Origin of the sequence: Nocardioides sp., from assembly GCF_047606145.1 — a bacterium.
Taxonomy (GTDB): domain Bacteria; phylum Actinomycetota; class Actinomycetes; order Propionibacteriales; family Nocardioidaceae; genus Nocardioides.
Genome location: NZ_JASGET010000019.1, coordinates 40,034 through 52,668 on the forward strand (window position 1 = coordinate 40,034; position 12,635 = coordinate 52,668).

At 70.6% G+C, this 12,635-nt stretch carries 12 protein-coding genes; 3 read left to right on the forward strand and 9 right to left on the reverse strand.

Features of this window, described 5'->3' with window-relative positions; genetic code table 11:
* Positions 1-7 precede the first annotated feature (7 nt).
* Positions 8-1,957: a 1-deoxy-D-xylulose-5-phosphate synthase gene (dxs, locus tag QM638_RS02540; protein WP_415140363.1), complete on the reverse strand. Its 1,950-nt coding sequence runs from the start codon at positions 1,955-1,957 to the stop codon at positions 8-10.
* Between the two features lie 62 nt (positions 1,958-2,019).
* On the opposite strand from dxs, the gene QM638_RS02545 reads away from it, so the two are divergent.
* The gene (locus QM638_RS02545; protein WP_415140364.1) at positions 2,020-2,229 is read left to right on the forward strand and encodes a hypothetical protein; all 210 of its coding nucleotides are present in this window, start codon (positions 2,020-2,022) and stop codon (positions 2,227-2,229) included.
* A 75-nt stretch (positions 2,230-2,304) separates the two neighbouring features.
* Here QM638_RS02545 and acnA read toward each other — a convergent pair whose 3' ends face one another.
* The 3 genes from acnA to QM638_RS02560 form a co-directional block, all read right to left on the reverse strand.
* Positions 2,305-5,097, reverse strand: a complete 2,793-nt coding sequence (acnA, locus tag QM638_RS02550; protein ID WP_415140365.1) for an aconitate hydratase AcnA — start codon at positions 5,095-5,097, stop codon at positions 2,305-2,307.
* A 192-nt stretch (positions 5,098-5,289) separates the two neighbouring features.
* Positions 5,290-5,973, reverse strand: a complete 684-nt coding sequence (locus QM638_RS02555) for a hypothetical protein (protein ID WP_415140366.1) — start codon at positions 5,971-5,973, stop codon at positions 5,290-5,292.
* A gap of 112 nt (positions 5,974-6,085) precedes the next feature.
* On the reverse strand, positions 6,086-7,042 hold the full coding sequence (locus QM638_RS02560) for a histone-like nucleoid-structuring protein Lsr2 (RefSeq protein WP_415140367.1): 957 nt from the start codon (positions 7,040-7,042) through the stop codon (positions 6,086-6,088).
* A gap of 110 nt (positions 7,043-7,152) precedes the next feature.
* Between QM638_RS02560 and QM638_RS02565 the strand changes: the two genes are divergently transcribed.
* Together QM638_RS02565 and QM638_RS02570 are read left to right on the forward strand one after the other, a co-directional pair.
* Positions 7,153-7,542 carry a hypothetical protein gene (locus QM638_RS02565; protein ID WP_415140368.1) on the forward strand — a complete coding sequence of 130 codons (390 nt, stop codon included), beginning with the start codon at positions 7,153-7,155 and terminating at the stop codon, positions 7,540-7,542.
* Between the two features lie 15 nt (positions 7,543-7,557).
* Positions 7,558-7,734 (forward strand): hypothetical protein, encoded by a 177-nt coding sequence (locus QM638_RS02570; RefSeq protein ID WP_415140369.1) that lies wholly within the window; start codon positions 7,558-7,560, stop codon positions 7,732-7,734.
* 27 nt (positions 7,735-7,761) lie between these two features.
* Here the strand turns inward: QM638_RS02570 and QM638_RS02575 are convergent, their stop codons facing one another.
* The 5 genes from QM638_RS02575 to QM638_RS02595 are packed head-to-tail and all read right to left on the reverse strand — an operon-like array spanning position 7,762 to position 12,631.
* The gene (locus tag QM638_RS02575; RefSeq protein ID WP_415140370.1) at positions 7,762-8,412 is read right to left on the reverse strand and encodes a helix-turn-helix domain-containing protein; all 651 of its coding nucleotides are present in this window, start codon (positions 8,410-8,412) and stop codon (positions 7,762-7,764) included.
* Between the two features lie 10 nt (positions 8,413-8,422).
* Positions 8,423-9,664: an allantoate amidohydrolase gene (locus QM638_RS02580; protein WP_415140371.1), complete on the reverse strand. Its 1,242-nt coding sequence runs from the start codon at positions 9,662-9,664 to the stop codon at positions 8,423-8,425.
* Positions 9,661-10,839, reverse strand: coding sequence for an NAD(P)/FAD-dependent oxidoreductase (locus tag QM638_RS02585; RefSeq protein ID WP_415140372.1), 1,179 nt, complete (start codon positions 10,837-10,839; stop codon positions 9,661-9,663). The genes QM638_RS02580 and QM638_RS02585 overlap by 4 nt, the downstream gene beginning before the upstream one ends.
* Positions 10,836-11,285 carry a HutD family protein gene (locus tag QM638_RS02590; protein ID WP_415140373.1) on the reverse strand — a complete coding sequence of 150 codons (450 nt, stop codon included), beginning with the start codon at positions 11,283-11,285 and terminating at the stop codon, positions 10,836-10,838. The genes QM638_RS02585 and QM638_RS02590 overlap by 4 nt, the downstream gene beginning before the upstream one ends.
* The gene (locus QM638_RS02595; RefSeq protein WP_415140374.1) at positions 11,282-12,631 is read right to left on the reverse strand and encodes an FMN-binding glutamate synthase family protein; all 1,350 of its coding nucleotides are present in this window, start codon (positions 12,629-12,631) and stop codon (positions 11,282-11,284) included. Before QM638_RS02595 ends, QM638_RS02590 begins: the two co-directional genes overlap by 4 nt.
* Between the last annotated feature and the right edge of the window lie 4 nt (positions 12,632-12,635).

Below are 12,635 nucleotides of genomic sequence, written 5' to 3' on the forward strand. Positions count from 1 at the left end.
CGCGGGGTCAGGGGCGCGCGTCGTCGAGCGGCACCTCGAGCCCGCCCACGCCGTTGAGCGACCCGGGTGCGAGCGACCCCGACGCCAGCGACCCGGCCGAGCCCAGCTGCTGCAGGGTGTCGAGCGCCACCGCCTGCGGGGTCAGACCGATCCGCTCCAGGATCGCGTCCCGGGAGGCGTGGTCCAGGAACTCCTGCGGGATCCCGTGGAGCCGGACGGGTACGTCGATGCCGGCCTGCGTCAGGGTCTGCAGCAGCACGGCGCCGGCGCCGCCCACGAGGCCGTTGTCCTCGATGCTCACCACCAGCCGGTGCTCGGCGGCGAGCTCGAGCAGCGTCGGGTTGACCGGCTTGATCCAGCGCGGGTCGATCACGGTCGCGCCGACCCCCTGGGCGGCGAGCCGCTCGGCCACCTCCAGCGCCACCGAGGCCATCGGGCCGACGCCCACCAACAGCACGTCCGGCGCGCCGCCGCGGGCCAGCACGTCGAGGCCGTCGCGGGTCTCGAGGGCCTCGATGTCGGCCGGTGGCGTCCCCTTGGGCAGCCGCAGCACTGTCGGCGCGTCCTCGATCCGGACCGCCTCCCGGAGCAGCTCCGCCACCCGGGCGCCGTCACGCGGCGCCGCCAGTCGCAGCCCGGGGACCACCTGCAGGATCGAGGAATCCCACATGCCGTTGTGGGAGGCCCCGTCACTGCCGGTCACCCCGGCGCGGTCGAGGACGAACGTGACGCCGCAGCGGTGCAGTGCGACGTCCATCAGCACCTGGTCGAAGGCCCGGTTGAGGAAGGTGGAGTAGACCGCGAACACCGGGTGCATCCCACCCATGGCGAGCCCGGCGGCGGAGGTGACCGCATGCTGCTCGGCGATCCCGACGTCGAAGGTCCGTTCCGGGTAGGCCGCGGCGAACCGGTCGAGGCCGACCGGATACAGCATGGCGGCGGTGATGGCGACCAGGTCGGGCCGGTCGGCGCCGAGCTGGACCATCTCCTCGGCGAAGTAGTCGGTCCAGATCCGGCCCTTGGGCTGCGACTTGTGGGTCGCGATGTCGAACGGGTCGGTCTGGTGCAACTGGTCGATCTCGTTGTCCTCGGCAGGGTCGTAGCCGTGGCCCTTGCGGGTGATGGCGTGCACGATCACCGGGCCGCCGAAGCGCTTCGCCTGGGTCAGCGCCTGCTCCACCGCGATCCGGTCGTGACCGTCCACCGGGCCGACGTACTTCAGCCCGAGGTCCTCGAAGAGCCCCTGCGGCGCGATCGCGTCCTTGAGCCCCTTCTTCATCGCGTGCAGGACGTCGTACGCCGGCGCGCCGACCCCGGGAACCGCGTTGAGCCGCCGCTTGACCAGATCGAGCACCTGCTCGTAGCGCGGGTTGGTGCGCAGCGAGGTCAGGTGCTCGGCGAACCCGCCCACCGTCGGCTGGTAGGAGCGTCCGTTGTCGTTGACCACGACGACCAGTTGTCGGCCGGTGCCGGTGGCGATGTTGTTCAGCGCCTCCCAGGCCATCCCGCCGGTGAGCGCGCCGTCGCCGATGACCGCCACCACGTGCCGGTCCTCACCGCGGATCTGGTAGGCCTTGGCCAGCCCGTCGGCGTAGCTGAGCGCGGTCGAGGCGTGCGAGTTCTCCACCAGGTCGTGCTCGGACTCGGCCCGGTTGGGGTATCCCGAGAGCCCCCCTTCCTGGCGCAGCTCGCCGAACCGCGCGGCGCGTCCGGTGAGCATCTTGTGCACGTAGGACTGGTGCCCGGTGTCCCACACGATCCGGTCCCACGGCGAGTCGAAGACACGATGGATGGCGAGCGTCAGCTCGACCACACCCAGGTTCGGGCCGAGGTGACCGCCGGTACGGGCGCAGGTGGTCACCAGCAGCTCCCGGATCTCTGTGGCGAGGTCGATGAGCTCGGCCTCGCTCAGCTCGCTCAGCGCGTCGGGTGACTTGATCCGATCCAGAAGACCCATAGCCGCGAGTCTACGCATCGGGCGCGCTGGCCCGGTCTCGACGGCACTGGCACGATGGCGACATGGCGCTCTCCCACGTTCAGCGGACCCGCATCGTCGTCGCCGCCGTGATCGTCCAGGCGGTCGTCGCGGCCCTCACCCTGCGTGACCTCCAGCAGCGCAGCCCGGAGCAGGTCCGCGGGCCGAAGTGGCTGTGGCGGATGATCGGCTCGGCCAACACCGGCGGGTCCGTCGCCTACTGGGTGATCGGGCGCCGCCGGCACCCGGCGTAGACCCCGCGGATGGCGATGGCGCCCCGGCCGGGTGGCCGGGGCGCCATCGGACGCGTCGTGCTGAACCGGCCGGGCTCAGCCCTTGAGCAGGTTGCGCAGCACGTACTGCATGATCCCGCCGTTGCGGTAGTAGTTCGCCTCGCCCGGGGTGTCGATGCGGACCACCGCGTCGAACTCGACCGGTGACGCGCCGCCGGTGGCGGTCACGTGCACCGTCTTGGGCGTGGTGCCGTCGTTGAGCGCGGTGATCCCGGAGATCGCGAACGTCTCCTCCCCGCTCAGGCCCAGCGAGTCGGCGCTCTGGCCGGCCGGGAACTGCAGCGGGATGACGCCCATGCCGATCAGGTTCGAGCGGTGGATGCGCTCATAGGACTCCGCGATGACCGCCTTCACCCCGAGCAGCGAGGTGCCCTTGGCCGCCCAGTCGCGCGACGACCCCGAGCCGTACTCCTTGCCGGCCAGCACCACCAGCGGGATGCCGGCGGCCTGGTAGTTCACCGAGGCGTCGTACACCGTGCTGACCGGTGCGTCGGCCGCGTCCTCGGCCGCGGTGAAGTCGCGGGTGAAGCCGCCCTCGGTGCCGGGAGCGATCTGGTTGCGCAGCCGGATGTTGGCGAACGTGCCCCGGATCATCACCTCGTGGTTGCCTCGCCGCGAGCCGTAGGAGTTGAAGTCGCGCTGCTCCACGCCGTGCTCGGTGAGGTAGAGGCCGGCCGGGCTGTCCTTCTTGATGGCGCCGGCCGGGCTGATGTGGTCGGTGGTGACCGAGTCGCCGAGCTTGAGCAGCACCCGGGCACCGTCGATGTCGGTGACCGGTGCCGGGGTCAGCGGCATGCCGTCGAAGTACGGCGCCTTGCGCACGTAGGTGGAGGTGTCCTCCCAGGCGAAGGTGTCGCCGTCCGGCGTCGGCAGCGACTGCCAGCGCTCGTCGCCGGCGAAGACGTCGGCGTAGTCCTCGGTGAACATGTCGGTGGAGATCGCCTCGGTGATCGTCGCCTCGACCTCGGCCGGACTCGGCCAGATGTCCCGGAGGTAGACCGCCTCGCCCTCGGTGTCGGTGCCGAGCGGCTCGTTGAAGATGTCGACGTCCATCGACCCGGCCAGCGCGTAGGCAACCACCAGCGGCGGCGAGGCCAGGTAGTTCATCTTCACGTCCGGGTTGATCCGACCCTCGAAGTTGCGGTTGCCGGAGAGCACCGAGACCACCGCCAGGTCGTGCGACTGCACCGCCGCGGAGACCTCCGGGATGAGCGGACCGGAGTTGCCGATGCAGGTGGTGCAGCCGTACCCGACCAGGTTGAAGCCGAGCTTGTCCAGGTACGGCGTCAGCCCGGCCTTCTCGTAGTAGCCGGAGACCACCTGCGACCCGGGGGCGAGCGTCGTCTTGACCCACGGCTTGCGCTGCAGGCCCTTCTCCACCGCGTTCTTGGCCAGCAGCGCCGCCCCGATCATCACCGAGGGGTTGGAGGTGTTGGTGCACGAGGTGATCGCGGCGATCGCGACCGCACCATGGTCGAGGGTGAAGCTGGTGCCGTCCTCGAGGGTCACCTCGACCGGGTTGCTGGGACGGCCCGGCGTGGTCGCCGGAGCGTCGGAGGCCGGGAAGGACTCCTCGCCGGCCTCGTCCGCGCCGCCGTTGGTGACGTAGTCGCGCACCGAGCTGCGCCAGGCCGACTTGGCGTCGGTGACCTCGATGCGGTCCTGCGGGCGCTTCGGCCCGGCGATCGAGGGCACCACGGTGGCCAGGTCCAGCTCGAGCCGCTCGGAGTAGCGGGGCTCGGCGTCCGGGTCGTGCCACAGGCCCTGGGCTCTGGCGTAGGCCTCGACCAGCTTGAGCTGCTCCTCGCTGCGCCCGGTCAGGCGCAGGTAGTTGACCGTCTCCTCGTCGATCGGGAAGACCGCGATGGTGGAGCCGAACTCCGGGCTCATGTTGCCGATGGTGGCGCGGTTGGCCAGCGGCAGCGCGGAGACCCCGGCGCCGTAGAACTCGACGAACTTGCCGACCACGCCGTGCTTGCGCAGCATCTCGGTGACGGTGAGCACCAGGTCGGTGGCGGTGGAGCCCTCGGGCAGGTCGCCGTACAGCTTGAAGCCGACCACCCGCGGGATGAGCATGGAGACCGGCTGGTTCAGCAGCGCCGCCTCGGCCTCGATGCCGCCCACTCCCCAGCCCACCACGCCCAGACCGTTGACCATGGTGGTGTGCGAGTCGGTGCCGACCAGGGTGTCGGGGTAGGCCTGGAGGACGCTCGCTCCGGAGTCCGACACGGTCTCGCGGGTGAACACGGTGCGCGCCAGGTGCTCGATGTTGACCTGGTGCACGATGCCGGTGCCCGGCGGGACGACCTTGAAGTCGTCGAAGGCGCCCTGCCCCCAGCGCAGGAACTGGTAGCGCTCCCGGTTGCGCTCGTACTCGATCTCGACGTTGCGCTCGAACGCCTCGGGGGTGCCGAAGACGTCGGCGATGACCGAGTGGTCGATGACCAGTTCGGCCGGCGCCAGCGGGTTCACCTTGGTGGCGTCGCCGCCGAGCTCGGCCACCGCCTCGCGCATGGTGGCCAGGTCGACGATGCACGGCACACCGGTGAAGTCCTGCATCACCACCCGGGCCGGGGTGAACTGGATCTCCTTCTCCGGCTGGGCGGTCTCGTCCCATCCGGCCAGCGCCTTGATGTCGTCGGCAGTGATGTCCGCACCGTCCTCGGTGCGGAGCAGGTTCTCGAGCAGCACCTTCAGGCTGTAGGGCAGCGACGCGACGTCGAGCCCCTCGCCGGTGACCGCATCGAGGCGGTAGATCTCATAGGACGTGCCCTCCACGTCCAAGGTGCTCTTCGCACCGAAGCTGTCCTGACTGGCCAACGCGTTCATCTCCTTGCTCGCGCCCCGACGTGCGGTCTCGGAACCATCCTGCCGCCACCGGTGAGCCCCGGAAAACCAAGGTTCACCTAACTTGAACGGCAGGATGGCCCCGCAATGTCTCTCGATATCAAGATACATGATGTCGAGGGTCATTTCGACCTGGGCGCGCCCGAACGCGTCTCCCGGCTCCTCGCCACCGGGCTACTGCTGTGCCCTCACCCGCGGGGCGATCGGGCGGGAGCTGTACGGCGCGCTGCCGCTGGGGAACCACTCGACCACGACCTGGGCGTCGCTGTAGCCGGCGTACTCGGCCGAGGTGGTCGGTCCGTACTCGTACATGCTCAGGGTGTAGGTGTGGGTGCCGGCGGTGACCGGGATGACGCCGGTGATCGACTGGCTCTGGTCGTACCAGGTGTCCACGTCGCCGGGGTCCATCCAGCTGAACCGGACCTGGGTGCCGTCCTGGGTGAGCTTGGCGCCGATGTAGGTGCTGGCCTTGTGCGCGGCGAAGTCCAGCGAGGCGCTGACCTTGATCACCCCGTCCGCGGGCGCGGTGTAGGTGAGCGTGGGACCCGCCGCGTAGCTGCCGGTCAGGCTGCCGGTCTTGACCGGTCCCTCGGCGACCTGGGCGCGCAGCGACTTCAGTGCCTTGGCGGTCAGCTCCTTGGCCGACAGCGACCCGTTGACGACCTTGGCCCCGTTGACCGAGTTGGCGCCCAGGTCGACGAGCTTGACCTGGCCGTTCTTGATCTGCGGGGAGCCCACGGAGTTGTGCGCGACGGTGGCGGCGACGGCGGCGCCACCGCCGCCGACGGCCACCACCAGCGCGGTGGCGGCGGCGACGTTGGAGAAGTTGAGATGACGTTTGAATGAGCTGACGGGCATGGCTAGCGCCTTCCAATCGGGAATCCTTCAACGGTCGAGGACGCGCCTTTGCCCAGGCAGATACCGCCGGTTCGGCGAAGTTTGTGAGCTCGCTGTGAGATCTTCGCCGGGCTCAGACCTCTCCGCGGGCACGAGCCGCGAGGTACTTGTCCATGACCGACGCGGGAATCCGCCCACGGTCCGAGACGGCGATGTCGGCCCCCGCCGCCCAGCGCCGTACCTCGGCAGGCGTCGGTGGCGCCGCCTCGAGACCACGTACGGCGAGCTCGCCGATCAGCTCCTCGGACAACGCGACCCGGGCGGCCGCCAGGAATCGGAAGGTCCACTCCTGGGCGAGCTTGCGGGTCTCGCAGAACACGATCGGCACCGTCGGGAACCGCACCTGACACTCGGCGATCCCGTCGGCGACGACGCTCGGCCGGACCCGGTCGAGCTTGAAGATCTGCGAGTAGCGATCCTCGACGACCACCGCGGCGCGCGGGATCGTGGCGAGCTCGGTGAGCTGGAACTTCAGCTTGCCCGTCGTCAGCGAACCGACCAGATCGGCCAGCGACTTGCGCTCCACGCTCGCTTGCAGCGTCCCGTCGACGACAAGTCCGTAGTCACCGACCTTGAGCGGCGCGCGCCGCGTCGTCGCCTGCCGGTCGGCAAAGGTGAAGGGATAGCGCTCGCGGATGTCGACGGCGATCTCCAGATCGGCGACTCCGCTGGGGCGGGAGCCGGGCAGCGTCACCGCTGGACGTGCCTGCTTGGAGGTGCGGGCGGTCTGCCAGAAGATCATCTGTCGGCCACGCGCGTTCGTGATGACGAACTGGGATCGGTTCTCCCGACCACGGTTGAGGACGAGGTCGATCGCGGCTCCCCGCCGTACGCAGGATCTCACCGGCACGCGTTCGGTGACATCGACGTCGTCCGGCCACTCCTCAACGCGGTGGCAGTAGACCTTCCCGGTGCGCGGCCAGGCCTCCTTGGTCTTGAGGATGATCCCGTCGCCGAGGGGGATCCGCAGGAGATAGGGCAGCGTCGTTCCAGGTTCGGCGTTGTGGGCGATGACGAAGTCCTCCGGCATGGCTCAACTCTCCCCCACCGTGATCGTCACGCACCCGGCGACCGGGACCAGCAGTGCGACGCACTCCACGTGGTGCGTCAACAGGAAGACGTACATGACGCTGAGCGTAGATGCGAACATTTGCGGGGGCCTGCGCTCATCGGGCCAATAACCGTCTCGACCTGCGGGAATACCAGCCCGTGGCTCGGCAGGCGCTGGGAGGGCGCTACGGCCCTTGCGAAGCAAAGCGTGCCGAATCCGAGCCCTCTCGCACCGCCGTTCGGACGCCCGCAAACGATCACAGGCACTACTACCCCGACTACGACGGCGCCCTGGCCGTCGCCGTCGCCCTGCTGCGAACCGAGGCCCGCCGTAATCCGCACGACCCCGTGCTCACCGAGCTGATCGGCGAGCTGGCGACCCGCAGCGAGCCCTTCCGATCCCGGTGGGGCGCCCACGATGTCCGTGCCCACAAGGGCGGCGTCAAGACGTTCAACCACCCCGTGGTGCGGCAGCTCTAGCTCGCCTACGACTCCATGGAGTTCGTGGCCGCGCCCGGTCTGGTCCTCACGGCGTACACCGCCGAGCCGGCCAGCCCCTCGGCCGACGACCTCAAGCTCCTCGCGACCTGGGCCGCCACCGAGGCGGCCCAGCACGCCCCGACCCTCCAGACCAACCAGACCGACCACCCCGCCGCGCAGCCGCGGGCCTGATCGCCGTCGCCAGCGAGCGGTCGGTGCTCAGGTGCCGTCGGGGAAGGCGATGATCGACAGGAACCGCACCGGGAGCTGCACGAGCCGGGTGGGCCCGTGCGGACCCTCTCCGTCGAGCGTGAGCGAGTCGCCGGGTTCCATGCGATAGACCGAGCGTCCGTGGCCGTAGTCCATGACGCCCGCGAGCATGTGCAGGAACTCGGTTCCGGGGTGTTGGAAGAGCGGATAGACCTCGCTGTCCTCCTCCAGGGTGACCATCAGACACTCGAGTCGCTTGTGCTCGCCGCGCAGCGCACCGAGCAGCTCATAGGCGTGGCCCTGCTTGGTGCCGGTCCGAGTGATCTCGGCACCCTGGCCGGACTTCGTGTACGACGCCTCCCGCTCGCCGTCCGCGCCGCGGATCAGCGCCGCCACGGGCACGTCGAGCCCGGCCGCGAGTCGCGCCAGCATCCCCAGGCTGCAGGAGGTCTGGGCGTTCTCGATCTTCGAGAGCATCGCCTTGGAGATGCCGATCCGCTCGGCGAGCTCGGTGACCGAGAGGTCGTAGCGCTGGCGCAGCGCGCGCACGTTCGACCCGATCGCGTTCTCCAGCGCGAACTCCTCGGCCGCCGCCGCGGGGTCGCGATTGCGAGCGATGCCCGCGGTGTTTCGGATCAGGTCGTCGTGCTCGCCACTCACGAGGCACACCCTAAATCGCGGGCTCGCGGTGGGTGATCAGGTGCTGGAGCGTCGCCGCCAGGGCGTCGGCACCCTCCTCGGCGTCGGCGTCCTCGACAACCTCGTCCGGGGCGTGCGAGACCCCCGTCGGGTTGCGCACGAAGAGCATCGCGGTGGGCACGTGCTCCTTGAGCACGCCCGCGTCGTGGCCGGCGCCGGTGGCGAGCACGGGGGCGTCCGGCAAGACCCCGCAGAGCTCGTCGCGCAGCGCGGCGTCGAAGTCGACGGTCGCGCTGAAGGACTCCTCGCGCACCGTTGCCCGGCATCCCTGCTCGGCCGCGGCCCGGTCGGCGGCCATCCGGACCTCCTCGACCAGACCGAGGGTCGTCGCGTCGTCACGATGGCGTACGTCGAGCCACAGATCGATCCGCGAGGCGATCACGTTGGTGCCGCCCGGTGTCGGCACCAGGCGGCCCACGGTGGCGCGGGCGCCAGGCACGGCCCGGGCGATCGCCTGCACCGCCACGACGAGCGCGCCGGCCGCCACCATCGGGTCGTGCCGATCCTCCATCACGGTGGTGCCCGCATGGTTTCCGGCGCCGTCGATCGTGACCCGCCAGCGGCCGTGGCCCAGGATCGAGGAGCCGACCGCCACCGGTCGACCGAGGTCGATCAGGCCGCGGCCCTGCTCCACGTGCAGCTCCACGAACGCGCCCATCCGACCCAGGGCCCACGGGTCGGGGCCGATCTGCTCGGGCGCCGCACCGGACGCCGCGAGCACCCCGGCGAAGGTGCGCCCGTCGGGGTCGGTGAGGGCCAGGGCTCGGTCGGGGGCGATCGCGCCGGTCAGCAGCCGCGAGCCCAGGCACGCCACCCCGAACCGGGAGCCCTCCTCCTCGGGGAAGACCGCGATCGCCCGCGGCCGCCCGGCCACACCGGCGGCCGCCAGCTGGTCGAAGGCGACCAGCGCCGAGGCGACACCGAGCGGCCCGTCGTACGCGCCGCCTCCCGGGACGGAGTCGAGGTGGGAGCCGGTGACCACGGCGTCCTGGTAGGAACCGTCGGGTGCGTGCCAGGCCCAGATCACGCCGTTGCGGTCGGTCTCGACGTCAAGCCCTCGCTTGGTCGCGTGCGCGACGAACCACTCGCGCAGGCCGAGCTCGGCGTCGGAGAGCACCGGCCGGGACCAGCCCCCGCGCACCGGGTCGCGCCCGAGATCGTCGATCTCGGCGAGCAGGCCGGCGACGGTGTCCCCGCCGGACGGGCGCGTCACCGCATCTCCCCCGCGCCGACGTACGGGTGCGGGCTGCGCAGCAGATCCCCCTCCGCGAAGCGCTCGAAGCGGAAGTCACGCGCCGGCACGTCGGGATCGGTGCTGTCGCCCTCGAGCACTAGGTCCGCCACCAGGTCGCCCACCGCCGGGCTGATCTTGAAGCCGTGACCGGCGAAGCCCGCACACAGCACCAGCCCCTCGGGGCCGACCGGCGCGATCACCGGGTTCCAGTCCGGCGGCACGTCGTAGACACCTGCATAGGTGTGGGTGACCGAGGGGTCGGGGAAGCCCGGGAAGCGGTGCATCACCTTCTCGGCGTACTTCTCGATGCCCGCCTCGCTGGCGATGTTGGAGTAGTTGTCGGGGTCGACGTAGCGGTGCTCGTGATCGCCGTGGTCGCTGTTGCCGACCAGGAACTGGCCCGAGCCCTCGATCCGGCAGTACTGCAGGCTCACCAGGTCCGAGACCACCGGCAGGTCGGCCAGCGGGACACCGGCGTCGACGATGAGCAGCTCCGATCGGTAGCCCTCGATGGGGAAGTCGATGCCGAGGTCGGCGAGCAGCTTGGCCGACCACCAGCCCGCCGCCACGATCACGGTGTCGGCCTCGATGACCTCGCCGGAGTCCAGCCCGACGCCGGTGACCTTCTCGCCCTCGGTCACGATCCGTGCGACCGGGGTGTTCTGGCGGACCTTCGCCCCCTTCTCGCGGGCGACCTGGCCGAACTGCAGCGCGAGCTGGGAGGCGTCGGCGTACCCGCCGCGTCGCTCGATCGCGGCCGCGGTGACGTCCTCGAGGTTCATCATCGGCCACAGCGTGGCGAGTTCGTCGAGGTCGAGCATCTCAGCCTCGATACCCAGCGCCTGGTGGGCGGCGATGTTGGCGCGCAGCGGCGCGTCGTTCTCCTCGCCGACGATGACGGTGTAGCCGACCTGGCGGAAGCCGACCGCCTCGCCGAGCTTCTCGATCAGCGACAGGCTGCGCCACGCCATCGCGGCGATCGACGGCACGCCGTAGTGGGCGCGCACGATGCCGCTGGACTTGCCGGTGCCGCCGCTGGCGAGGCTGTGGCGCTCGAGCACGAGGACGTCGCTGACGCCCCGCTCGGTAAGGGCGCGAGCGATCGAAAGCCCGATCAGCCCGCCGCCGACGATGACGACTCGGTTGCCGCTCATGGCTGGTTCTCCTTGGTGCGTTCGTGGATGTGGACCGCGACGGTGGTGCCGTCGACGACCAGGGCGCCGCGGCACTGGTCGCGGCGGGTCATCAGGTTCAGCGCGGTGGTCGGTCGGTCCAGGGATCGCAGGACCACCGCGGCCTCGCCGGGGAAGGCGATCGGCTCGAGGGCGCGGGCCGGATGCTCCACGTCGTCGATGACAAGGGTGTAGCCGCCCTCGAGCGGGAGATGGATCCGGTCCTGGCCGGGGAAGAACGAGAAGGGCGCCTGAGCCACGAGGTCGGCAAGGCTCAGCCGCCAGCCGGGGCCGGTGGCGAGCTCGCGGGTGCTCCCGGCCCCGTTCTTCCACGGGGCCGGGGGCACGTCCGCGACGTCGATCGGGGTGGTGAGGTCTCGTAAGGGTCGCCGCGCGACCTCCTCGACCACCGGGGATGGCGAGGTCACGCCGGCGTCTGGCCGGGTATCCATGACGTGCCGGCGAGCGGGATCCGGGCCATGGCGGCCGCCTCGATGCTGATCGCGACGAGGTCCTCGGGCTCGAGGTGCTGCAGGTGCGCCTTGCCGCACGCACGGGCGATGGTCTGCGCCTCCATGGTCAGCACCCGCAGGAAGTTGGCGAGTCGACGCCCACCCTCGACCGGGTCGAAGCGCGCGGCCAGCTCCGGGTCCTGGGTGGTGATCCCGGCCGGGTCGCGCCCGTCCTGGAAGTCGTCGTAGAAGCCGGCTGCCGAGCCGATCGCCTCGTAGTCCGCGGCATACCTCGGGTCGTTGTCGCCCAGGGCGATGAGCGCCGCCGAGCCGATCGCGACCGCGTCGGTACCCAGCGCCATGGCCTTGGCCACATCGGCGCCGTTGCGGATGCCGCCGGAGACGATGAGCTGGACCTTGCGATGCAGATCCAGCTCCTGCAGCGCCTGCACGGCCTGCGGGATCGCGGCCAGGGTGGGGATCCCGACGTGCTCGATGAAGACCTCCTGCGTGGCCGCGGTCCCGCCCTGCATGCCGTCGACCACGACCACGTCGGCGCCGGAGTGGCAGGCCAACTTCACGTCGTAATAGGTGCGGGTGGCGCCCACCTTGACGTAGATCGGCTTCTCGCCGTCGGTGATCTCGCGCAGCTCGTTGATCTTGATGGCGAGGTCGTCGGGCCCGGTCCAGTCGGGGTGGCGCGAGGCCGAGCGCTGGTCGATGCCCTGCGGCAGGGTACGCATGCCGGCGACCCGCTCGGAGATCTTCTGTCCCAGCAGCATCCCGCCTCCGCCGGGCTTGGCGCCCTGGCCGAGTACGACCTCAATCGCGTCGGCCTTGCGCAGGTCGTCGGGGTTCATGCCGTAGCGGCTGGGCAGGTACTGGTAGACGAGGTGCTTGGACTGGCCGCGCTCCTCGGGGGTCATGCCGCCGTCGCCGGTCGTGGTCGACGTACCGACCTCGGACGCGCCGCGCCCCAGGGCCTCCTTGGCCCGTCCGCTCAACGCTCCGAAGGACATGCCCGCGATCGTCACCGGGGTCGCCAGGTGCAGCGGGAACTTGGCGAAGCGGTCGCCCAGGACGACGTCGGTGCCGCACTTCTCGCGGTAGCCCTCGAGCGGGTAGCGCGACATGGACGCACCCAGGAAGAGCAGGTCGTCGAAGTGCGGGAGCGGGCGCTTGGCACCCCAGCCGCGGATGTCGTAGATGCCGGTCTCGGCGGCACGCTGGATCGCCGCGATGGTGGTGCGGTCGAACGTTGCCGACTCGCGCAGGCCCCACTGGGTCGATGCGGTCTGGGTGGATTCCGTCTGGCTGGTCACGATG

Coding starts and splice junctions, on each gene's coding strand:
- dxs (WP_415140363.1), bottom strand. CDS start 1,957: ATGGGTCTTCTGGATCGGATCAAGTCACCCGACGCGCTGAGCGAGCTG.
- QM638_RS02545 (WP_415140364.1), top strand. CDS start 2,020: ATGGCGCTCTCCCACGTTCAGCGGACCCGCATCGTCGTCGCCGCCGTG.
- acnA (WP_415140365.1), bottom strand. CDS start 5,097: ATGAACGCGTTGGCCAGTCAGGACAGCTTCGGTGCGAAGAGCACCTTG.
- QM638_RS02555 (WP_415140366.1), bottom strand. CDS start 5,973: ATGCCCGTCAGCTCATTCAAACGTCATCTCAACTTCTCCAACGTCGCC.
- QM638_RS02585 (WP_415140372.1), bottom strand. CDS start 10,839: ATGAGCGGCAACCGAGTCGTCATCGTCGGCGGCGGGCTGATCGGGCTT.
- QM638_RS02560 (WP_415140367.1), bottom strand. CDS start 7,042: ATGCCGGAGGACTTCGTCATCGCCCACAACGCCGAACCTGGAACGACG.
- QM638_RS02570 (WP_415140369.1), top strand. CDS start 7,558: ATGGAGTTCGTGGCCGCGCCCGGTCTGGTCCTCACGGCGTACACCGCC.
- QM638_RS02565 (WP_415140368.1), top strand. CDS start 7,153: ATGCGAACATTTGCGGGGGCCTGCGCTCATCGGGCCAATAACCGTCTC.